The organism is Selenomonas sp. oral taxon 136, from assembly GCF_001554015.1.
GTDB classification, from domain to species: domain Bacteria; phylum Bacillota; class Negativicutes; order Selenomonadales; family Selenomonadaceae; genus Centipeda; species Centipeda felix.
On record NZ_CP014239.1, the window covers coordinates 1546300 to 1569222 of the forward strand.

The 22923-nt window shown below is 58.5% G+C and carries 20 protein-coding genes and 1 riboswitch; of the genes, 7 read left to right on the forward strand and 13 right to left on the reverse strand.

Going from position 1 to position 22923, the window contains the following annotated elements:
• Window position 1: 1 nt before the first annotated feature.
• The 4 genes from AXE86_RS07395 to AXE86_RS07410 all read right to left on the reverse strand — a co-directional run bounded on the left by AXE86_RS07395 (window position 2) and on the right by AXE86_RS07410 (window position 3861).
• The gene (locus AXE86_RS07395; RefSeq protein ID WP_006690287.1) at window positions 2–772 is read right to left on the reverse strand and encodes an ABC transporter ATP-binding protein; all 771 of its coding nucleotides are present in this window, start codon (window positions 770–772) and stop codon (window positions 2–4) included.
• The gene (locus AXE86_RS07400; RefSeq protein ID WP_009753776.1) at window positions 772–1722 is read right to left on the reverse strand and encodes a branched-chain amino acid ABC transporter permease; all 951 of its coding nucleotides are present in this window, start codon (window positions 1720–1722) and stop codon (window positions 772–774) included. The genes AXE86_RS07395 and AXE86_RS07400 overlap by 1 nt, the downstream gene beginning before the upstream one ends.
• A gap of 12 nt (window positions 1723–1734) precedes the next feature.
• Window positions 1735–2619, reverse strand: coding sequence for a branched-chain amino acid ABC transporter permease (locus AXE86_RS07405; RefSeq protein ID WP_006690285.1), 885 nt, complete (start codon window positions 2617–2619; stop codon window positions 1735–1737).
• A 66-nt stretch (window positions 2620–2685) separates the two neighbouring features.
• Window positions 2686–3861, reverse strand: a complete 1176-nt coding sequence (locus AXE86_RS07410) for an ABC transporter substrate-binding protein (protein WP_061946005.1) — start codon at window positions 3859–3861, stop codon at window positions 2686–2688.
• A 181-nt stretch (window positions 3862–4042) separates the two neighbouring features.
• Here AXE86_RS07410 and AXE86_RS07415 point away from each other — a divergent pair, with 181 nt between their 5' ends.
• Window positions 4043–5302 carry a diaminopimelate decarboxylase family protein gene (locus AXE86_RS07415; protein ID WP_050341723.1) on the forward strand — a complete coding sequence of 420 codons (1260 nt, stop codon included), beginning with the start codon at window positions 4043–4045 and terminating at the stop codon, window positions 5300–5302.
• Window positions 5303–5742: 440 nt separating this feature from the next.
• Here AXE86_RS07415 and AXE86_RS13335 read toward each other — a convergent pair whose 3' ends face one another.
• The 9 genes from AXE86_RS13335 to AXE86_RS07455 all read right to left on the reverse strand — a co-directional run bounded on the left by AXE86_RS13335 (window position 5743) and on the right by AXE86_RS07455 (window position 11677).
• The gene (locus tag AXE86_RS13335) at window positions 5743–5868 is read right to left on the reverse strand and encodes a secretion protein HlyD (RefSeq protein ID WP_071884733.1); all 126 of its coding nucleotides are present in this window, start codon (window positions 5866–5868) and stop codon (window positions 5743–5745) included.
• A gap of 60 nt (window positions 5869–5928) precedes the next feature.
• Complete coding sequence (locus AXE86_RS07420; RefSeq protein WP_061946007.1) at window positions 5929–7320, reverse strand: GntP family permease; 1392 nt, start codon at window positions 7318–7320, stop codon at window positions 5929–5931.
• Between the two features lie 156 nt (window positions 7321–7476).
• Entirely contained in the window at window positions 7477–7713 is a 237-nt protein-coding gene (locus AXE86_RS07425; protein ID WP_061946009.1) for a glutaredoxin family protein, read from the reverse strand.
• A gap of 10 nt (window positions 7714–7723) precedes the next feature.
• Window positions 7724–7954, reverse strand: a complete 231-nt coding sequence (locus AXE86_RS07430; RefSeq protein WP_061946011.1) for a glutaredoxin family protein — start codon at window positions 7952–7954, stop codon at window positions 7724–7726.
• Between the two features lie 84 nt (window positions 7955–8038).
• Entirely contained in the window at window positions 8039–8971 is a 933-nt protein-coding gene (locus AXE86_RS07435) for an NAD(P)/FAD-dependent oxidoreductase (protein WP_061946013.1), read from the reverse strand.
• A 284-nt stretch (window positions 8972–9255) separates the two neighbouring features.
• Entirely contained in the window at window positions 9256–10203 is a 948-nt protein-coding gene (locus AXE86_RS07440) for an asparaginase (protein WP_061946015.1), read from the reverse strand.
• Entirely contained in the window at window positions 10200–10568 is a 369-nt protein-coding gene (locus tag AXE86_RS07445) for a nitrous oxide-stimulated promoter family protein (protein WP_061946017.1), read from the reverse strand. Before AXE86_RS07445 ends, AXE86_RS07440 begins: the two co-directional genes overlap by 4 nt.
• Before the next feature lie 104 nt (window positions 10569–10672).
• The gene (locus AXE86_RS07450; RefSeq protein WP_006690273.1) at window positions 10673–11035 is read right to left on the reverse strand and encodes a PTS glucitol/sorbitol transporter subunit IIA; all 363 of its coding nucleotides are present in this window, start codon (window positions 11033–11035) and stop codon (window positions 10673–10675) included.
• An 84-nt stretch (window positions 11036–11119) separates the two neighbouring features.
• Window positions 11120–11677: a flavodoxin family protein gene (locus tag AXE86_RS07455; RefSeq protein WP_061946019.1), complete on the reverse strand. Its 558-nt coding sequence runs from the start codon at window positions 11675–11677 to the stop codon at window positions 11120–11122.
• A 115-nt stretch (window positions 11678–11792) separates the two neighbouring features.
• On the opposite strand from AXE86_RS07455, the gene AXE86_RS07460 reads away from it, so the two are divergent.
• From AXE86_RS07460 to scpA, 6 genes are all read left to right on the forward strand, one after another.
• Window positions 11793–12959 carry an MFS transporter gene (locus AXE86_RS07460; protein ID WP_061946021.1) on the forward strand — a complete coding sequence of 389 codons (1167 nt, stop codon included), beginning with the start codon at window positions 11793–11795 and terminating at the stop codon, window positions 12957–12959.
• A gap of 286 nt (window positions 12960–13245) precedes the next feature.
• A complete protein-coding gene (gene pflB, locus AXE86_RS07465) occupies window positions 13246–15495 on the forward strand; it encodes a formate C-acetyltransferase (protein WP_061946023.1) in 2250 nt (749 codons plus the stop codon).
• Window positions 15482–16237, forward strand: a complete 756-nt coding sequence (gene pflA, locus AXE86_RS07470; RefSeq protein WP_061946025.1) for a pyruvate formate-lyase-activating protein — start codon at window positions 15482–15484, stop codon at window positions 16235–16237. Before pflB ends, pflA begins: the two co-directional genes overlap by 14 nt.
• A 325-nt stretch (window positions 16238–16562) precedes the next feature.
• Window positions 16563–17372 carry a G5 and 3D domain-containing protein gene (locus AXE86_RS07475; protein WP_061946028.1) on the forward strand — a complete coding sequence of 270 codons (810 nt, stop codon included), beginning with the start codon at window positions 16563–16565 and terminating at the stop codon, window positions 17370–17372.
• Window positions 17373–17470: 98 nt separating this feature from the next.
• A riboswitch (cobalamin riboswitch) is annotated at window positions 17471–17699 on the forward strand.
• Window positions 17700–18387: 688 nt separating this feature from the next.
• Entirely contained in the window at window positions 18388–20571 is a 2184-nt protein-coding gene (locus tag AXE86_RS07480) for a methylmalonyl-CoA mutase family protein (RefSeq protein WP_061946030.1), read from the forward strand.
• Window positions 20571–22769 (forward strand): methylmalonyl-CoA mutase, encoded by a 2199-nt coding sequence (gene scpA, locus AXE86_RS07485; RefSeq protein WP_006690341.1) that lies wholly within the window; start codon window positions 20571–20573, stop codon window positions 22767–22769. Before AXE86_RS07480 ends, scpA begins: the two co-directional genes overlap by 1 nt.
• Window positions 22770–22923: the final 154 nt, after the last annotated feature.

Sequence of the window (22923 nt, forward strand, 5' to 3'; positions counted from 1 at the left end):
ATTATTCCTCCGACCCCAGATACGCGCGAATGACCTCGGGGTTTTTCCGAATCTCGTCCGGCGTGCCGTTTGCGATAATTGCACCGTACTCGAGCACGTAGATGCGCTCGCAGATGCCCATGACAAGTGACATATCGTGCTCGATCAGGAGAATCGTGATGCCGAACTCCTTCTTCACCCAGCGGATCATCTCCATGAGTTCGATCGTTTCCTGCGGGTTCATGCCTGCCGCCGGTTCGTCGAGGAGCAGGAGGGACGGCTGTGCCGCGAGGGCACGCGCGATCTCGAGACGGCGCTGTGCTCCGTAGGGGAGGTTCTTCGCCTTCTCCTGCGCCATGCCGTCGAGATGGAAGATCTCGAGCAGACGATGTGCCTCCTCTGTGAGTTTATCCTCCTCCGTGCGATAGCGTCCGACGCGCAGTATCGCCTCGATGAGACCGTAGTTCATGTGGCAGTGATAGGCGATCTTGACGTTGTCGAGGACGGAGAGCTCGCCAAAGAGGCGGATGTTCTGGAACGTGCGGGCGATGCCGCGTGCCGTGATCTGGTAGGGAGAGAGTCCGACGATACTCTTGTCCTTGAATAGGATTTCGCCTGTCGTGGGATGGTAGACGCCCGTAAGGAGATTGAACGCAGTGGTCTTGCCGGCGCCGTTCGGTCCGATGAGTCCGATCAGCTCACCGTATTTGATGTGCATGTTAAAGTCGGCGACCGCTTTGAGTCCGCCGAAGACCATGGAGACATCCGTTGCTGAGAGCAGGTTTTTTGCCATTATGCTTCTCCTCCCTTCCGAAAGAAGCGGCGCAGCGGCTGCATCGCCGTGACCTCAACGTAGCCGAAGAGGCCCTGCGGACGGTAGAACATGAGCAGGATGAGCGCGAGCGCATAGATGATCATGCGCGCATTCGGGAAGCTCGCGAGAGCCGCCGAGAGGAAGGTCACGACAAGTGCGCCCGCGATCGATCCCGTCATCGAGCCGAGACCGCCCATGACGACCATGATGAGGATATTGAACGACTGCATGAAGGTAAAGGATGCGGGGCTGAGGATGTACATGTTGTGCCCGAAAAGGCAGCCCGCCACGCCCGCAAAGAATGCGCCGATGGTAAAGGCAAGCACCTTGTATTTCGTCGTGTTGATGCCCATGGACTCCGCCGCGATCTCGTTCTCACGGATGGCGAGGCAGGCACGGCCGTGGCGGGAGTTTACAAAGTTCTTGATGATGCAAAGCGTGGCCAGCATGAGGAAGAACACCCATGTGAAGTTCGTGAGGTGCGGGATGCCCTTGAATCCTGCCGCACCGCCGACATAGGGAACGTTGATGATGATGATGCGGACGATCTCGCCAAGTCCCAGGGTCGCGATGGCGAGATAGTCGCCGCGCAGACGCAGCGTCGGCAGACCGATCAGAGCGCCGAGCAGTCCTGCCGCAGCGCCGCCCGCGAGGAGTGCCGCCGCAAAGGGCAGGTGGAAATTCGTTGTGAGCACGACGCCGACATAGGCACCGATCGCCATAAAGCCCGCGTGCCCAAGGGAAAACTGTCCCGTGTAGCCGTTGATGAGGTTGAGGCTCGCCGCAAGGATGATGTTGATGCCCGCGAAGATGAGATTGAGCTGCCAGAAGGCGTTCAGCATCCCCGCACTCGTCAGTCCCATGATGACGGCGTAAATGATGAGGGCAAAGACGAGCATTTTGAGATCATTTTTCGTTGATGGATTCATCGTCACCCCTCCTTAGACCTTTTCCTTAACATTCTTGCCGAAGATGCCCGCAGGGCGTATGAGCAGGACGAGAATCAGGATGGCGAAAGCCGCTGCATCGCGGAACATGGAGAAGCCGAGCCCCGAGATAAACGCCTCGACAATGCCGAGAACGATGCCGCCGACGACGGCGCCCGGCAGGATGCCGATGCCGCCGAACACCGCCGCGACGAACGCCTTGATGCCGGGCATGATGCCCATGAGCGGATCGATCGAGTTGTAGTAGATGCCGATGAGTACGCCTGCAACAGCGGCGAGCGCCGAGCCAATGGCAAACGTGATCGAGATGATGCGGTTCGCATTGATCCCCATGAGCTGTGCCGCTTCCGTATCGTAGGAGGCGGCACGCATCGCCTTGCCGATCTTTGTCGAGCGGACGATGTAGGTGAGGATGAGCATCAGCAGGAGGGTGACGCCCATGATGAGCATCTGCTGGCCGCTGATGATGAGCCCGCCGAGGTCAAACGACACGTCGCTGAGTGTGGCGGGGAACGTGCGCGGCGTCGGTGAGACAATCGCCATCATCACGTACTCGAGGAGGAAAGACACGCCGATTGCCGTGATGAGCACGGAAATGCGCGGCGCGTGGCGCAGCGGACGGTAGGCCAGCCGCTCCACCACGACACCGAGCAGGGACGTGACCGCCATGGAGATGAGAATCGCCGGCACAACGGGGATCCCGAGCGTGATCGCGTAGAAGCCGAGGTATGCCCCGACCATGTAGATATCGCCATGGGCGAAGTTGATGAGCTTGATGATGCCGTAGATCATCGTATAGCCGAGAGCGATCAGCGCGTAGATGCTGCCGAGCGAAATCCCGTTGATGAGCTGCTGCAGAATCTGTTGCAGTACCTCCATAGAAAAACCTCCCTGAGATGATGAAAAGAGCCGCAGGATGCGGCTCTTTGAACGTTTCTGTGCAGATTAGTTTGCGCTCGGCATGATCTTTGCGACCACCGCGCGGTCGCCATCCTTATTCTCGAGGATGACTGCCTGCTTGATCGGGTTGTGGTTTGCATCCATCGTGATCGTGCCCGTGCCGACGATGAGGTCCTTTGTCTCCTCGAGGGCTTTGCGCAGCGCCTCGGGATCGTCGGAGCCTGCACGCTTCAGCGCATCAACGAGCAGCTTGCCGGCGTCATAGCCGAGGGCAGCAAAGACGTTCGGCATGTGGCCGTATTCCTTCTGATAGGCATCGATGAAGGGGCGCACTGACTCATCCTTGTCGGAGTAGTGTGTGCTGAAGTACGTGTTGTTCAGCGCATCCGCTCCTGCGAGTGCGGCGACCTTTGGATCATCCCAGCCGTCCGTGCCGATGATGGGTGCTGTGATGCCGATCTCACGCGCCTGCTTGACGATCTTGCCGACTTCCTCATAGTAGGCGGGGACGAAGATCACATCTGCATTCGCCTCGCGCAGACGCGTCAGCGTCGCCTTGAAGTCCTGATCCTTGCCCAGGAATGCCTCGGTCATGAGCACCTTGCCGCCGCCGGCGGTGAAGACCTTCTCAAAGACCTGTGCGAGGCTCTTGGAATAGTCCGTCGAATTGTCGAGGTAGATGACCGCCGTCTTTGCTTTCAGTGTATCGAGGGCAAACTTCGCCATGACATCGCCCTGCTGCGGGTCGATGAAGCAGCTGCGGAAGATCCACTGCTTCACCTGACCATTCTCGACCGTGACGTCCACGGCCGTTGCATCCGGGGCGATGACGGGGATCTTGTTGTCCGCCGCAATCTGTGACTCGGCGATGACGTTTGCGGTTGTCGCAGGGCCTACGATGGCGCGGACATGATCGTCGGAGATCAGCTTTGTCGCTGCATTGACGGACTCTGCCGCTTCGGACTTGTTGTCCGCCTCAACGAGGGTGATCTTTTTGCCATTGATGCCGCCGGCATCATTGGCTTCTTTGATCGCGAGCTTCAGCCCTTCGAGCGTCGATGTGCCGTAGTTCGCCGTGTTGCCGGTCATTTCAAAGTTTGCGCCGATGCGGATCTCGTCCGAGTTCGCCGTATTTCCTCCGCAGCCGGCAAGTGCCGAGCCAAGAAGAGCCGTGCCGACGAGTGCAGCGGCAAGACGCAAGGCTTTTCCTCCGAATCTCATGGATATACCCCCTTAGATAATGCCTATGAAAAATATAGTCCACATTATACGGGAGCGCACGCCGTTCGTCAAGGGATACATTTGACAGAGAGGATTTTTCATTGCTATAATAACGGAACTTCATATATATATCTTTCTCACAGCTATGGGGGAAGAGGGATTTACACCAAGGGAGAATAATATGAATGAGAAGAAATTTCCGCTCACGAAGGAGGAGACGCTGCGTCTCATCGAGCGGTACCCGACCCCGTTTCATCTCTACGACGAGGCAAAGATCCGTGCGAACTTCCGCCGTCTGCGCGAGACATTCGCATGGGCGCCGAGCTTCCGTGAGCACTTTGCCGTAAAAGCACTGCCAAATCCGCGCATTGTTCAGATTCTGCATGAGGACGGCGCGGGCACGGACTGCAGCAGCACCCCCGAACTCATTATCTCTGCCGCAGCGGGCGTCAAGGGCGAGGAGATCATGCTCACCTCGAACGATACGCCGTATGAGGAGTTCCAGAAGGCGATCGAGCTCGGTGCCGTCATCAACCTCGATGACCTCAGTCACCTTGACTATATGGCGGAGCACGCCGGCCTGCCGAACCTCCTCTGCTTCCGCTACAACCCCGGCAACCTCGTCGAGGGCAACGATATTATCGGAAAGCCCGTCGAGGCAAAATACGGGCTCACGCGTGAGCAGATGTTCGAGGGCTATCGGCGCGCCCTTGAGATGGGCGTGAAGCGGTTCGGCGTGCACACGATGGTGATCTCTGCCGAGCTGCGCACGGAGGCATTCCTCCTCACGGCGCGCCTCATGTTCGAGCTGGCGGCGGAGCTGAAGGAAAAACTCGGCATCCACGTTGAGTTTGTCAACCTCGGCGGCGGCTTCGGCATCCCGTACCGCCCCGAGCAGGACGGCATCGACTATGACGCCGTCGGTGCGGGCATCGAAAGGCTCTACAATGAGATCATGCGCCCCGCCGGGCTCGGCGATGTCGGCATCCGTACGGAGAGTGCACGCGGCATCACGGGTGATGCGGGCTGGCTCGTCTCCACCGTGCTCCATGAGAAGGACACGTACAAGAAGTACATCGGACTCGACTCCTGCATGGCGAACCTCATGCGCCCTGCGATCTACGGCGCCTATCATCACATCACCATCCTCGGCAAGGAGAATGCACCTGCCGACCACGTCTATGATGTGACGGGATCGCTCTGCGAGAACAACGACAAATTTGCCATTGACCGCGCCCTGCCGAAGATCGACATCGGCGACATCCTCATCATCCACGATACGGGGGCGCACGGCAGTGCGATGGGATTCAACTACAACGCAAAGCTCCACTGCGCGGAGCTCCTGCGCCGCATGGACGGCAGCATCGAGCTGATCCGCCGTCCTCAGACCATTGACGACTACTTCGCCACGCTGAAATATGAGGGCTCACTGATGAAGTGAGACGGTGAAGGGGGCTAGGACTGCACACTCCACGCAAACACCTCGTTCGCAAGCGGTCGTGCGCTTGTACGCTTAAATACCGACGAATTTCTTAACGCGCTTCGCTTGAACGGGCGAAATCCGTCGGGGCGTACCGCGCACTATATCCGCTTGCTCCACTAAGGTTTGCTTAGGAGTATTGCAGTTACGCCTCTACGTAAGGCTTATATACCGTTATCCTAAGCCTTCCCCGTTATCACGGGGAAGGGGGACCGCGAGCGGTCAACGTCAACCAATCACACGTCGCTAACGCTCGTGTTCTTGGGACGTTTTCGCATACGACCTGTTTCCCAATCAGCTGCGCCCTATGGGCTTGCTTCTTGGACAGGTCAGCAAGCGGTGGAAGGGGCAAAAAAAGGACTGCTGCACGAAATTCGAAGCTTCGTGCAGCAGCCTTTTTATTAGGGAAGCACTGATAAATTCGGCACAGCCATCTTGACGTATCTTTTTCGCCCGCTTTTCGTTAGCAAATCCTCCACATAGCCCTCGCTATGCGTCCGGTTTGCTGCCTCAATCGGACAAAAAATCTACGCCAATCTGGCAGACCTCATTTTATCAGCGATTCCGTAAATATTTCTCTCTATGCGTCAGCGCAGCACCATGCTCAGGAGGGCGATCTCGACCATGGCGGCGATGCCGAGGACGAGCGTGCCCATCGTCTGGACGCGGTAGCCCTGATCGGGAGTGAGACCGCTGAACTCGGAGACGACCCAGAAGTACGAGTCGTTCGCATGAGAGACGGTCATTGCTCCTGCGCCGATCGCCATGCAGACGAGCGTCGCCTGCAGCGGCGTATCAAAGCCGAGCACCGTGAGCAGCGGCGCAATGATGCCCGCCGTCGTAATCATGGCAACGGTGGACGAGCCCTGCGCGGTCTTGAGCACCGCAGAGAGCAGGAATGGGAAGAAAATGCCCAGACCGCCGAACACATCTGCGTGTGCCGAGATGTATTTCACCATGTCGGAGGTCGCAATTACCTTGCCGAGCACGCCGCCTGCCGCCGTGATGAAGAGGATGGGGCCGACGGTCATGAGGCTGTCATTGCAGATGGCGTAGAACTCCTCCGACCGTCCGACGGAAAAGAGCTGCATCGTTGCGAATACCATGCCGACGCCAAGGGCGATGATCGGCGTACCGAGGAACCTGATTACCTCGGCAGAGAGACCGGTCATGCCCGCCATAGTGACAATGGAAGACAGCGCCATGAGCGCAATGGGGACGACGATCGGGGCAAGTGTGCTGAATCCGGAGGGGAGTTTGCCGTAGGAGGCGATGAGCGCGGTGTAGCTCTTTGTTGCCTCGTCAGGCTGTACCTCATCCTTCGACTGTACTTTTGTCCCAATCCAGCGCGCGTAAAAGTATCCTGCGATCAGCGGAAAGATCGAGCAGAGAAGACCAAGCCCAATCACCTGCAGGAGATAGTCGCCGATGCCGAGTGTGCTTGCCGCAGCGATAGGGCCGGGGGTCGGCGGGATAAAGACGTGTGAGATAAAGAGTCCCGAGCTCAGGGCAAATGTCATGGCGACGGCGGAGACTGCCGTGCGGCGGACGAGTGCTTTGCGGATGGGGCTCAGGATAACAAAGCCCGAGTCGCAGAACACGGGGATGGAGACGACCCAGCCCATGAGCTGTACGGCGATGACAGGCTTTGTCTTGCCGACGAGGCGGATCATCATGTCTGCGAGCTTCAATGCGCCGCCCGTCTTTTCGAGCACGGTACCGATCATCGCACCAAGGATAATGACGATGCCGATGCTTGTGAAGGTCCCCGAAAAGCCCTGTCCGATGATGGTGGCAAGACCATGCTGCACCGTTCCGTTTTCGAGTTTGTGATCGACAAGCGGGATGCCGGCAGCAAGTCCAAGTCCCAGGGAGACAAGCATGATGGAGATGAACGGATGGATACGCAGCTTTGAGATCATGACGATCATGATGACGATCGCCAGCCAAAAAGCGAAAATCAGCGGTAATCCGGTCATAGCAATACCTCCTTACGACGGGAAGACAGAGGTCTTTTCCCCTTTCAACGAAATATCAATGCACTTTTATTTTAATCCTATTAGAAGCGTTTGGCAAGTGCGAAAAAATAAAAAACGGATGCAATGTCCTGCATCCGTCGTCTTTGCTTGTCTTGTTTATCCTGTAATCCCGAGAATCTTGTCCAGTTTCTCGCGGTCATAGCTGACGGCAAAGTCCTTGCCGTCAGCCGTCGTCACGGGGACGATCGTGTCGCCTGAAAGCGCTCTGCACTCCGCGAGGGCGGCGGGGTCATGCTCGATGTTGTGCTCTTCGTAGGGGATGCCACGATATTTCAGGTAGCGTTTCACCTTCGTGCACCATGGACAGACCGTGATGGAGTAGACCTTTACCATGGGAACCTCCTTATGCTCCGATGAGCTTGTCGATGGCGGGCTGGTCAAAGCCGCGCACGTACTCTCCGCTGTCGGCGAGGATGACAGGGCATGCACCCTCGCCCGTGAGTTTCACGAGCTCGTCGTAGGCGGCAGGCTCCTTTTCAATGTCGCGCACCTTGTAGGCGACGCCCTTCTTGTCGAGATACTTCTTTGCCTTCGCGCACCACGGGCACGCATCGAATGAAAAAACCTGAATCATGGGAATTCCTCCTTGTTGCTTGTATCAAATAGCGCGCTACTTCTGAACGCCCCTATCAGCGCACAGACCCGCCGCTTCCCTTCATTACTTCTTCAAACCCGCGAGATACTTCTCCGCGTGGAGAGCGGCGGTTGTGCCGTCGGCGGCAGCGGTCGTCAGCTGGTGAATCTCCTTGACACGGATATCGCCGGCAGCGAAGACCCCCGGGATCTCCGTGCGGCAGTCCTCACCCGCCGGGATGTAGCCCGCCTCCGTGAGGGCGAGCTGCCCCTTGAAGAGCTCCGTGTTCGGGATAACGCCGATGTTGACGAAAATCGCATCGACCGGCAGCGTCTCCTTCGCGCCCGTATCCTTGTGCAGGAGATCGACGGACGTGAGGCGATCCTCGCCATTCAGATGCGTGATCTCCGTCTCGAGCATGACCGTCACCTTTGGATTGGCATAGAGCGCATCCTGTGAGGACTTATCCGCGCGCAGCTGGGAGCGGTGGATGAGGTAGAGGTGCTTGGCGTACTTCGTGAGGAAATTCGCTGCATCGACCGCCGCGTTGCCGCCGCCCATGACGGAGATCACCTTGTCCTGATACGTGTGCCCATCGCACAGCTCGCAGTAGTGCACGCCGCGATTGAAGTAGTGAGGCTCCTGCGATAGGGGGAGCTTGCGGCGGTTCATGCCCGAGGCAATGATGATGACGGGCGTCTCGTAGACGCCCGTCTCGGTCTCCACGATCTTCGGCGTACTCTTTAGATCAACGCGCTCAATGCGGTCGAACTCGTCGATCTCCGCACCGAAATTCATCGCCTGCTTTTCGAGCGTGCCGATCAGTTCCATCCCGCTCACGCGCTCGAAGCCCGGGAAGTTCTCAATATCCGCCGCCGTGGCGATCTGACCGCCGACGAGCGAGTTCTCGAGCACGAGCGTCTTGAGATTCATGCGCCCCGCATAGAGCGCGGCAGTCAGCCCCGCCATGCCGGCACCGATGATGATAATATCCTTTTCGATATGTTCTTTTGCCATAGGTTCATCTCCCTGTGATCCACGATATTGACCTTTTGATTTATTATAGCATGGCTGTCAATAGAGTATTTCTGTTTTTGGAGAGTTGTTGTTAAAAAATAACACAAAAATAGCCCACACTCCACTGTGGACTATCTTTGCTGTGTATTATATTTTAGGAGAGCTTTGGAAACATCCGAGGATGTTTCCTCAACGAAAGCTTGTATAGAATATATCACATATGAGAAAGAAAATCAATAGGATTTTGAGAAAAATTTTCAATAATTTTTTAGGGTAAGCGTTTTTTATTTCTCAGCTACATCGAGAGAGGTGAGCGGCGTCCCCGCGGGACTCTCGGCAAGACGCTGCAGGAGCAGGGCATAGAGTGCCTCGATGGGGAGTGTGCCGCCCGAGAGAGCGCCGAGCTCTGCCGCCCGCACGCCGACCTCATAGCGGCGGATGTCCGCGCCGCCCTCAATGCACTGCGTTGTGAGGACGACGGTGCAGCCCGCCTCGCGCGCGAGCTGCAGGGCGGGGAGGAAGCTCGCCTCCGCATCCCCTGTGGGGACGCTGCCGAGGCCGTAGCCCTCAATGATGAGGCCGCGGCAGCCCGCCTTGATGCAGGTTGTGACGGCGTCGGGGGACATCCCCGGGTAGAGACGGAGGACGGCGACGCGCCGCTCCAGTGTCCCATGCAGACAGAAGGGGGCAGATGGCGGGACGGGCGCGGCATCGAGGTCGATCTCTGTACGCCCGATGCTGCGGAAGGCATCGTCGGCGAGGGAGTGAACTTTCTTTGCGGCGTTGCCGTGAATGATGCGTCCGCCGAACGCGATCATGACGCCCGCATGTCCGCTGAGCGCAGCGCGTGCAGCGAGGCGCAGATTTGCCCCCGCATCCGAGTCCGCCGTGCCGAGTGGCCGCTGCGCCCCCGTGAGGACGACAGGGCGGTCGATATGCTCGAGCATATAGTAGAGGGCAGCGGCGGTGTACGCCATGGTATCTGTGCCGTGTGAGATAATGATGCCGTCGTGTGCCTGACGACAGTCGGCAACGCACCGGGCGATCCGCTCCCAGTGCGGCGGGGCGATGTTGGTCGAGTCGAGGGCGAGGAGGTCGAGTGTATCCACGGCGGCGTCTTTCACGCCCATCGCAGCGCGCAGGTCATCTGCGGAGAGTGCGGGACGCAGACCGTGTTCCGTTTCCCGCGAAGCAATGGTGCCGCCCGTGGCGATCAGCAGGATTTTTTTCATGGATGCTGCTCCTTTTTCTCGCGACGTCGTGAACGGTAGTCAATCCACATGTGATGCAGGGTCATGAGCGGGTGATGCAGGAGCATGCGAGGTCCGCTCCAGCGCATCACCTCACGGATTTTCTCCCGCATTTCTCGGCTGTAACAGTGGACGGGACAGGCAGAGCAGAACGACTTGACATCCATGCGCGGGCATGCCGTGATACGGCTGCGGGCATAGGTGAGGAGGCGGCGGCAGTCGGGACAGAGCGAGGGCTCGCTCTCAGATGCAGCACTGCGATTCGCGTGATGGTGTCCGCGGCAGTAGATGCCGATGATCGTCTCCATGACCTCCATTTCGAGGTGTCGTTTCTTCTCTGTATTCATCATTCCTCCGTTGTGTACGAATGAAAGCAACCGGCACTTGCGCACGGGCGCAAGTGCCGGCTGCTTTTTGCTGTGTTATTTTGCGGATAGGGGCAATCATTCTGCTACTCGATCGTGAGGGTATCACCGACCATGATGCGCGGCAGTCCGCTGCCGACGAGGAGAATTTCGCCGGGCTGGACAATGGCTTCACTGCTTTCCTCGACAAAGCGAAGGGTGACGTGCCCGCTTTCGCGCAGGTTCGCATTTGCATCCTCGCCGACGTCCGAGACCGTATAGGTGCGTTCTGCGATAACGAGACGATCCCCTGCACAGATATCAGCATTCAGCGTTCCCTTCGTATGTGAGATGACCACGTCTTCATAGGAGTAATGCACGTCCTTGTCAAAGATGATGAGGCTGCGCCGGTTCTTCAGCAGTTGGAGTGCAAAATTTCCGATGGCGGTGAATGTGACGGTGTACTTCATAGAAAATCTCCCCCTTTATGACACTAATCCTACGCTTATCTTACTCCTTTGTGTGGGGAATGGCAAGAGAGTTCCGCTGTGTACTTATCCGTGTGCGTGCTTCTTCGCTTCCTGTGCCTTCAAAAATTTCTCCAGCAGATCCATTTTGTGCTCCATTTTGTGGACGAATTCACGTGCGGCAGCGCGATCCGCTTCGTTTGGATGCTCGGCGGCACGCACCCAGCGCTCCTGCGCCTCGGGGCTGTTGTGGGTGTCGTCGGGATCGGATTTCTTGCGTCGCTCGATGAGGGCGGGCGCGAGCTTTCCCTGCGCGGAGAATGTGCCGAGGATTTCGCAGCCCTTTCCGAGGAGGTAGGCGGCACGCGCAAAGGAGGTGACGGCGTGCTCTGAGCCGACGTCCGTTCCGTGCGTCTGGAAGAGGACAACGCGCGCATCTGCGACCTGCGGCAGGTATGCCTTCATGCGGTCGTCGGGACCGCCGCGCCGTATCCAGTAGCCGAGGGCGACAACCTCGTAGGCGGAGAGATCCGTTGGCGCGTTCTGGATGGGGAAGAGGTCAGCCCCTGCCGTCCCGGCGATCTCCTCGGCAATCGTTTTGGTGTTTCCAGAGGCGGACGAATAGATGACGGCCCATTTTCTCATGTGACAATACTCCTTTACATTTCCCTGCGGTTTGCTAAAATTATATTCTGTTGGAATTATTACAACATACTTTTGCGTATTGTGCAAGGAAATCAATCACAGGAGGCAATATGAGATGAAATATGAGATACGTCATGCGGCGGCCCTGCTCTCGACGGGACATGGGATGGTGGATTTCTATGGAAACTTTCTGCCCATCCTGCTCCCGCTGCTCATGACGCAGTTCGGTCTGTCCCTGACGATGTGCGGCGTGCTTGTCATGGTCTCGTCGGTGACGACGAATATGCTCCAGCCCGTCATCGGCAGCGTGATGGATCGGCGGAACTTCAGCCCGCTCCTCCCGTGGCTCGTGCCTGCCGCCGCTGCTCCCATGTGTCTGGTGGGGTACGTATCGCATACGGCACTTCTCTTCCTCGTTGTCGCCGTGACGGGCATCGCTGTTGCGGCGTATCATCCGCTCTCCTCCATGCTCATCGGACGGACAGCGGCGGAGGGGCGCGGAAACGGGATGATGAGCTACTTCATCGCAGGGGGGAACGCGGGCATGGCGTTTGTCCCGCTGATCCTCGTCGCCTTCCTCGACTTCTTTCCGTTGCGTGCTCTGCCTCTTTTGCTCCTCCCGACGATCCTGATCGCTGTGCTGTTTCTGCGCTCGGGGCTCTGCGCCGTCTCCTCGCTGCCCGAACACACACCCGCACATCCGTCGAAGCTCTCGCACGTTCTCTTTGCCCGTACGACGATCACGCTGAACCTCGCGATGGGGCTGCGCTGCTGGACACACGGTGCATTCGGGACGTTCCTCCCGCTCCTCCTCGTCCGCAGCGGCGAGGATACGCACGCAGCGGGGCTCTTTCTCATGATTTTCATGGTCGGCGGCATGGTCGGCGGACTCGTCGGCGGCAACCTCGCCGATTCTCTCTCGGGGCGCAGAATCATCGTGGGGGCGCTCCTCCTCGGGATTCTTCCATGCGCCTACTACTTCACTCATGTTAGTGCAGACATCGTGGGCGGCATCCTGCTCTTTGCCGCAGGATTTATGCTGATGGCACCGCAGCCGAGCTCGATTATCTGGGCCCAGCAGGCGCTCCCCGAGAATGCGGGCATGGCGTCGGGGATGATGCTCGGCATGTCGTTTGGCCTCGGCAGCCTTGGTGTCGCGGCGACGGCGGCACTCGGCGACCACATCGGGCTCGCGCCTGCGCTCCTCGTCTCTGTCATCGCGCTGCCGCTGGCGGCTCTTCTTGCATTCGTGACACCGGAGCCGGGGGCGGAGCGGGAATAGCTCTATTTTATGAGCTCATGAGGAATGCTGCGGTCATAGCGGACGGCGATGATACTCCGCAGCAGCCTTTCGTGGGGCAGGCATACAACTGCCTGCGTCGGGAAATTTGCACGGCGGATGCTGTCTGTCTTTTTTGCTGCAGAACCTATATTGTTTTTTTATGATTTTCATGAAAAATATTGATATCGTTTATCTTCTGAAAGATATTGAAAAGTGAATGTGATTCAAGTATCATAAAAGTACCGAATGAGGGATTTTCTCAATAATAAATAACAGGAGGTATATTATGCTGCACAGCAAATATTGGGATGGATTCACAGGCGGCGTGTGGCAGGAGGAGGTCAATGTCCGTGACTTCATCCAGCGCAACTATACACCGTATGACGGCGACGAGTCCTTCCTTGCGCCGCCGACGGATGCGACGAATCGTCTGTGGGCACGCGTGCAGGAACTCCAGAAGGAGGAACGTGCCAAGGGCGGCGTTCTCGACATGGAGACGGAGGTCGTTTCAGGGCTGACGGCATACGGCCCGGGCTATATCGATCCCGCACATAAAGACCTTGAAAAGGTGGTCGGTCTCCAGACAGACAAACCGCTGAAGCAGGCATTTATGCCGTACGGCGGCATCCGCATGGCGGAGGAGGCTCTTGAGAACTACGGCTACAAGGTCAGCCCGAAGCTTCACGAGATCTTTACAAAGTACCATAAGACGCACAATCAGGCAGTTTTTGACGCGTATACGGACGAGATCCGCGCGGCACGCCGCAGCCACATCATCACGGGACTGCCCGACACCTACGGACGCGGGCGCATCGTGGGCGATTACCGCCGCGTCGCGCTCTACGGCATCGATCACCTCATCGCGTTCAAGCAGGAGGATCTCCTGAACTATGGCGACGGCATCATGAGCGACGATGTGATCCGTCAGCGCGAGGAGGTCGCGGAGCAGATTCGTGCGCTGAAGGGCATGAAGGAGATGGCGGCGAGCTACGGCTTCGACATCGCGCAGCCGGCGCAGAATGCACGCGAGGCAGTGCAGTGGCTCTATTTCGGCTACCTCGCGGCGATCAAGACGCAGAACGGCGCAGCGATGAGCGTCGGACGCATCTCGACCTTCCTCGACATCTACATTCAGCGTGATCTCGCACGCGGCCTCCTCTCCGAGGAAGAGGCGCAGGAGCTGATCGACCACCTTGTGCTGAAATTCCGCATGGTGAAATTCGCGCGCATCACCTCCTATAATGAGCTCTTTTCGGGCGACCCGATCTGGGCGACGCTCGAGATGGCGGGCATCGGCATGGACGGCCGCCACATGGTCACGAAGAACGACTACCGCTTCCTCCACACGCTCGAGAACATGGGGCCTTCCCCCGAGCCGAACCTCACCGTCCTCTACTCCTCGCGCCTGCCCGAGACGTTCAAGAACTATGCGGCGCGCATCTCCATCCGCACGAGCTCGATCCAGTACGAGAACGACGATGTGATGAAGCCCGCATGGGGCGACGACTACTCCATCTGCTGCTGCGTATCGGCGACACAGACGGGCAAGGAGATGCAGTTCTTCGGCGCACGCGCGAACCTCGCAAAATGCCTGCTCTACGCGATCAACGGCGGCATGGACGAAATGACGGGTGTGCAGGTCGGTCCTGCCTACCGCCCGATCCGCACGGAGTACCTCGAATATGACAACGTCATCGTGAAGTACGAGCGCATGATGGACTGGCTCGCACATGTCTACGTGAATGCGCTGAACATCATCCAGTACATGCACGACAAGTACTACTACGAGGCGGCCGAGATGGCGCTCATCGACACGGATGTGCGCCGCACGTTCGCAACGGGCATTGCGGGCTTCTCGCATGTTGTTGACTCGCTTTCCGCGATCAAGTACGCGAAAGTAAAGCCGATCTACAATGACCGCATCGTCGTGGACTACGAGGTCGAGGGCGACTTCCCGCGCTACGGCAACGACGACGACCGCGCGGACGAGATCGCAAAGTGGGTGCTCAAGACCTTCCTCTCGAAGATCAAGGCGCGCCACACCTACCGTCATTCCGAACCGACGACCTCGATCCTCACGATCACGTCGAACGTCGTCTACGGCAAGTACACGGGCGCGATGCCCGACGGCCGCAAGGCAGGGACACCGCTCGCCCCGGGGGCAAACCCAAGCTACGGTGCGGAGTGCTGCGGGCTGCTTGCCTCGCTCAACTCCGTGGCAAAGCTGCCGTACCACTGGGCACTCGACGGCATCTCGAATACGCAGAGCATGACACCAGCCTCGCTCGGCCACAACGAGGACGAGCGCGTGCAGAACCTTGTGAGTGCGATGGACGGCTACTTCGATCAGGGGGCGCACCATCTGAACGTCAACGTATTTGGGCGCGAGACGCTCGAGCATATCATGGAGCATCCCGAGGATCCCGCCTATGCGAACTTTACCATCCGCGTCTCGGGCTATGCCGTCAAGTTCATCAGTCTGACGCGCGAGCAGCAGCAGGATGTGATCTCGCGTACCTTCCATGACCGGATGTAACGGTCGGATCAGCTCCACGGAGAGCTTTGGCTCGGTGGACGGCCCCGGCATCCGCTTCATCGTCTTTGTGCAGGGGTGCCGCTTTCGCTGCCGCTACTGTCACAACCCCGAGACATGGGAGACAGAGGGCGGCGAGGAGCGCACGCCGGCAGATGTGCTGCGGCAGGCACTGCGCTATCGTCCGTACTGGAAGGAGCGCGGCGGTATCACCGTCAGCGGCGGCGAGCCGCTGCTGCAGCTCCCGTTTGTGACGGAGTTCTTTCGCCTGGCGAAGGAGCAGCAGGTCAGCACGGTCATCGACACGGCGGGCGGCCCCTTTACCGAGGATGAGCCATTCTTCAGCGCGTTTCGGGCGCTGCTGCCGCTCACCGATCTCTTTCTCCTCGACATCAAACACATCGACCCCGCGCAGCATCGTGCGCTGACGGGCACGTCCAATGCACCGGTACTGGCACTCGCGCGGTACCTATCGGAGCAGGGGAAAAGCATGTGGATCCGTCACGTGCTCGTGCCGGGATGGACGACGGATGCCGATGACCTGCACCGGCTGGCGGACTTCATCAGGACGCTGCGGACGGTCGAGCGCGTGGAGGTGCTGCCCTATCATGCGATGGCGCGGCACAAATATGAGGCACTTCATCTGCCGTACCCGCTCGGGGATACGCCCGTGCCGACGGCAGAGGAGATCGCGCGCGCCGAGGCAATCCTGTGCGGGGGAAATGACCCGTCGCGCGGAGGATAAATAATGGAAGCACTGATAAATTCAGCACCGCCATCTTAGCGCATCTTTTTTGCCCGCACTTCGGCGGAAAATCCTCCACAGAGCACCACTCTGCGTCCGGTTTTCCACCTCGTTCGGACGAAAAAATCTACGCCAATCTGACGGACTTCATTTTATCAGCGATTCCATAAAAAACTGCGGTATGGAGCACGATGCTCTGTACCGCTTTTTTTATCAAAGTGGCGCGCAAACTCGGAAAATGGCTCTCAATTTTAACTCACATCCCATTCTTCATGAAAAATTCAGGTCAAAGTGGGAAAATACCTCCAACAAAAGGGGGAATTCTATGCAGTGGAACAGCGTAGGAAAATACATCCAATCCAAGAAGAACACGGTGCTCTGTGCGGCGCTGGCGGGCATGATGCTGATGTCCAGCGGCTTCACGATGAACGGCTTGCCGAAGAATATGCACCGCGTGAGTGTGCATGTCGATGGAGAGACGATCAACGACATGACGGTGCAGACGCAGCCTAACGATATTTTTGCAAAACTTGGCGTTACGCTCGGCGAGAAGGACACCTACGAGGTGCAGGAGAGCAAGGATCCGCCGCGTACGGACATCTCCGTACGGCGCGCCGTGCCCGTCACCATCTCCTTCTGGGACGATACGCAGCAGGTTATGACGAGCGGACATACCGTCGGCGACGTTGTGGCCGAGTATGGCTACAATATGAACGAGGTTGATGTGAACCCCGGTGTTGATACACCAGTCACCGCAAACCTTGCGATACAGCTCACAGAGAATGAGCAGGCGGCGGAGCAGCGGCGCGCGCGTGAGCGCGAGGCCGAACGCGTAAGTCGGGGGATTCCCCGCTATCGTGCAGCCTATACAATGCACGCATCCGCCTATCTCCCGAGTGACGGGGGCGGCAGCGGCATTACGGCGACCGGCATGGCGGCGCGCCGCGGTGTTGTCGCCGTCGATCCGAACGTCATTCCGCTCGGCTCGCGGCTTTATATCCCGGGCTACGGCGAGGCAATCGCTGCGGATACGGGCGGGGCGATCGTCGGCAACACGATTGACCTCTGCATGGAGAGCTATGACGAGGCAATCCAGTTCGGCCGGCGCTCGGTTGAGGTCTACGTCCTCGAGTAACAAAAGAGAGAATCACTGTGGAATTATTCACACAGTGATTCTTTTTTATTGACAAGAAGTGCTTTCAGTGGTACTATTCTATCGTACCATAAAAATTACATATAGAAATTGGATCAAGTGCAGAGGTTTTGCTGTGCAAAGCCTTAATGCTTCATAGGGAATCCGGTAGGGAGATATGATCTCATAAGCCGGAGCGGTCACGCCACTGTAACAGTGAGCAAATTCGCACGCCAGCGCGAGCCGGCAGTCACTGGGGAAGCCCCCCCGGGAAGATGCGAAGGAGCGATGAACTGGAGCCAGGAGACCTGCTTGATTAACAATCACCGATTGACCTGCGAGTGATGGGGATGGAGATTTTGCGGATTCGTTCGCTTGATATAAAGTTTGGCGCAGCCGCGACCAAACGACACGAGAACTGAGTGACGATACCGAAAAAGACCCATTCTGCTGCTGCGGGATGGGCTTTTTCTATGCAAGGCTCGATTCCCTGCGCGATCCTGCGGAGATCTGTGCGCACGTATGGGAACATGCGCAGAGATTTCCCCGGGATGAAGGAGCATTGCTCCTTGGGGAAACATTGCTCATCTTTTCAGTTCTCGTTTTTCCCTCGTGATGGGGGAACGCTCTGAGGGTGGAAGCTCAGGGCGATTTTTTTTCAAGGAATGCAATTCCGCGCGTTTATCTTTTTGCCGCTCTCTGCTTCGCTGCGCCTCCACGTAGTTCCTTCTACGCGTTCGGCACATCTCATTGACAGCGGCAAAAATTCAGGGAATCGCTGATAAAATGAAGTCCGTCAGATTGGTGCAGAATTTTTGTCCTGCCAAGGAAACAAACTGGACGCAGAGTGGTACTCTGTGGAGGTTTGTTAACACAGGCAGGGCGAAAAGAATGCGCTAAGATGGCGGTGCTGAATTTATCAGTGCTTCCCTAACCCGCACAGAATTGCTTTTTTCTACGTCAGTTCATCCATTGAACTGACAGAGCCTTCCCGGAATAAATTAAAGGAGGACGTACTATGCCGGAAGAAAAAGAGCGGTCGAGCGACGAGGAACTTCAGAAGCTTCTGAAGAAATCAGCGGATGTCGAGGATTTCCCCGATGTTCCGCTCGATGAATTCACGCCGCCCACGGATGAGGAGTGGAAAGCCGCCTGTGAGGCACTCCTGAAGGGTGCACCGTTCGAAAAGAAGATGTTCACGAAGACCTATGAGGGGATCACCTTTGACCCCATGTACACGCGGAAGCATACGGAGGACATCCTGCCGAAGGGAGTTATGCCCGGCATGGGGGACTATCTGCGCGGCGTGGATGCGGCGGGCTACATCGGCAAGCCGTGGGGCATCGCGCAGGCGTGTGACGAGACGCTCCCGGCGGAGAACAACGAGCTCCTGCGCCATGAGAACGACAAGGGCGCAACGATCTACCACATTGTGCTCGATACGGCGTCGCGCGCCGGTGTGGATGCGCGTCAGGCGGAGAAGGTCGGCGACACGGGGACGAGTGTGACGACGGTCGAGGATATGCACGTCCTCCTCACGGGACTTGACCTCGCGAAGTTCCCCCTCTACGTCTACGCGGGCGCGAACGCCGTGCCTCTGCTTGCATTCGTCGCGGCGGCACGCCGTGCAGCAGGCGAGGATATGAAGAATGTGCGGGGCATTGTCGGTGCAGATCCCATCGGCGCTCTTGTGACGGACGGGAAACTGCCCGCGTCCCTTGACTCATACTATGACAGTCTCGCGTCGGCGGCGCGCTGGGCGACGGTGAACGCACCGCATCTGCGTACGGTATTCGTGCGCAGCGATGTCTACAGCAGGGGCGGAGCGAACGATGTACAGGAGGTCGCGGCAGTTCTCGCCGCGGCGACGGCGTATCTGCGCGCCCTCTGTGAGCGGGGCCTCACGATCGATGCGGCGGCATCGCAGATTGCCTTTGCGTTCTCAATGGGGGCAAACTTCTTCCTGCAGATCGCTAAGCTGCGCGCGGTGCGCCCGCTCTGGGCACAGATCGTCAAGGCGTTCGGCGGGAATGCCGAGGCGCAGAAGATGCGCATCCATGCGCGCCCCGCACTCTTCTTCAAGACCGTTTACGATCCGTATGTCAACATGCTCCGCAACACGACGGAGATCTTCTCGGGCGTTGTCGGCGGCATCGACTCCTTTGAGAGTGCGCCGTTTGATGAACCCATCCGCAAGGGCGATGAGTTTTCGCGCCGCATTGCGCGCAACGTCCAGATCATGCTCCAGGAGGAATTCGGTCTCCTGCAGCCGATCGACCCCGCCGGCGGCTCGTGGGCGGTTGAGACGCTGACGCGCCAGATGAAGGAAAAAATCTGGGCGGCGTTCCAAGGCATCGAGAAAGAGGGCGGCATCGCTGCGGCACTGCGTGCAGGCACGGTTCAGGAGGGCATCGCGAAGGTGCTCGCCGACCGCTTTAAGAATGCCGACCTGCGCCGTGACCGCATTGTCGGCAACAACATGTATCCGAACATGACGGAGACGCTGCTCGAGACACGCGCCGAGGATACGGCAGCGCTCAAGGCACAGCGCACGAAAGATATCGAGGCATATCTCTCCGACATCGACACAAAGCACCGCGACGAGGCACTTGCGGCGTTCAAGGCAGATGGTTCCGTTCAGAATGCTGTTGAGGCGGCGCTTGCGGGGGCGACGATTGCCGAGCTGATGGCGGCGCTCACGGCGGGGAAAGGTGCGGAGACGGTCGCGGCGATTGCCCCGCATCGCTGGAGCGAACGCTTTGAGGCACTGCGCCGGCGCACAGAGGACTACAAGGCAGCGAAGGATGACAATGTGAAGATCTTCCTCGCGAACATGGGCCCTATCCCGCAGCACAAGGCGCGCGCAGATTTTACCACAGGCTTCCTGCAAGTCGGTGCATTCGAGGTACTCGGCAACGACGGCTTTAAGACCGTCGATGAGGCAGCGGAGGCGGCGCGTGCAAGCGGTGCGGATGCCGTCGTCATCTGCTCTACGGATGCGACCTATCCCGAGATCGTCCCTGCCCTTGCACCAAAGCTCCACAAGGTGCTGCCGCAGGCACGCGTTTTTCTCGCGGGCGCCGCGCCGAAGGATCTGCTTGAGACGTACAAGGAAGCGGGCATTGACGAATATATTTCCGTCCGCGCGAACTGCTATGAGATCCTTGAGGGTCTCCAGAAACAGAAAGGGATGATTGCGTAATGGCAGGCTTTACGAACCCGGATTTCACGGGCATGAGCCTCGGCGAAAGCCCGTCCGCAGACTCCAAGGAATGGCGCGCCCTTTTCGAAGGCGGTACGGGACGGACGTTTGAGGCACTCACACACAAGACGATGGAGCGCATCCCCGTGAAACCGTTCTACGATCACGATGTCTATGCGCACATGAACCACCTCGACTTTGCGAGCGGGATTCCGCCCTGTCTGCGCGGGCCCTACTCCACGATGTACGTGTTCCGTCCGTGGACGGTGCGCCAGTACGCTGGCTTCTCGACGGCCGAGGAGTCGAACGCCTTCTATCGGCGCAACCTCGCCGCCGGGCAGAAGGGACTCTCGATCGCATTTGACCTCCCGACGCACCGCGGCTATGATGCGGACAATCCGCGCGTGGTCGGCGACGTGGGCAAGGCAGGCGTCTCGGTCTGCTCCATGCTGGACATGAACATCCTGTTCTCGGGCATTCCGCTCGACCAGATGTCCGTTTCCATGACGATGAACGGCGCAGTGCTGCCGATCCTCGCGTTCTTCATCGTTTCGGGCGAAGAACAGGGCGTCGATAAGAAGATCATGGCGGGCACGATTCAGAACGATATTCTGAAAGAGTTCATGGTGCGCAATACCTACATCTACCCGCCGGAGATGTCCATGCGCATCATCGGCGACATCTTCGAGTACACGACGAAGTATATGCCGAAGTTCAACAGCATCTCCATCTCCGGCTACCACATGCAGGAGGCTGGTGCGCCGGCGGACATCGAGCTGGGCTACACGCTCGCGGATGGTCTTGAGTACATCCGCACGGGCATCAAGGCGGGACTTGCCGTTGACGACTTCGCGAAGCGTCTCTCATTCTTCTGGGCGATCGGCAAGAACTACTTTATGGAGGTTGCCAAGATGCGTGCGGCGCGCGTTCTCTGGGCGAAGATTGTCAAGTCCTTCGGCGCGAAGAACGACAAATCGATGGCGCTCCGCACGCACAGCCAGACCTCGGGGTGGTCACTCACAGCGCAGGATCCGTTCAACAATATCGCGCGCACGGCGATGGAGGCGATGGGAGCGGCACTCGGGCACACACAGTCGCTCCATACGAATGCGCTCGATGAGGCGATCGCCCTGCCGACGGACTTCTCGGCACGCATCGCACGCAACACGCAGCTTTACATTCAGGACGAGACGAGCGTCTGCAAGATCATCGACCCGTGGGGCGGCTCCTACTACGTCGAGTCACTCACAAACGAGATCATTCGCCGTGCTTGGGCACACATCCAGGAGGTCGAGTCCCTCGGCGGCATGGCAAAGGCGATCTCGACGGGACTGCCGAAGATGCGCATTGAGGAGGCGGCGGCACGCCGTCAGGCGCAGATCGACTCTGGGCTGGAGAGCATTGTCGGCGTGAACAAGTATCGCCTCGAAAAGGAAGATCCCCTGCAGATCCTCGCGATCGACAATACAGCGGTGCGCCAGGCACAGGTGGAACGTCTCGAAAAACTGCGCGCAGAGCGCAACGCAGACGACGTGCGCCGATGCCTTGAGGGCATCACGAAGGCGGCAGAGAGCCGCGACAACGGCAACCTCCTCGAGGCGGCCGTCGATGCGGCGCGCGCACGCGCCTCGCTCGGCGAGATCTCCGATGCGGTGGAGAAAGTCTCCGGACGCTTCCAGGCGGTCATTCATACGATCTCTGGCGTTTACTCCTCCGAGTTCACAGATAAGACCGAGCTTGACCGCGCCCGTGAGATGGCGGACGAGTTCGAGGAACTCACGGGCCGCCGCCCGCGTATCTTCGTCGCGAAGATGGGACAGGACGGACACGACCGCGGACAGAAAGTCATCGCGTCCTCCTTCGCCGACATGGGCTGGGACGTCGACGTGGGGCCCCTGTTCCAGACGCCCGCAGAGACGGCGCAGGACGCGGTCGACAACGACGTGCACATGGTCGGGTTCAGCTCTCTCGCAGCGGGACACAACACGCTCCTGCCGCAGCTCGTCGATGAACTGAAGAAGCTCGGACGTGACGACATCATGGTCTGCATCGGCGGCGTCATCCCCGTGCAGGACTATGACAACCTCTACGAGCACGGCGCGGTCGCGATCTTCGCACCGGGTACGAACATCCCCGAGGCGGGCATCAAGCTCCTGACCCTTCTCATCGCACGCGCGAAGGAAGAAGCCGCAGGATAAGGCAAATAGCGGCGCCGCTCTCTGCATGAGGGCGGCGTTTTGCCGCCATACAACAGAATGGTTGCCGTGCGTGCCCCTTCGCAGAACCCTCGTTACGCAAGCGGTCGGACACTTATCTGCCAAAACACCTGCGGATTCCAAACGCGCTCCGCTT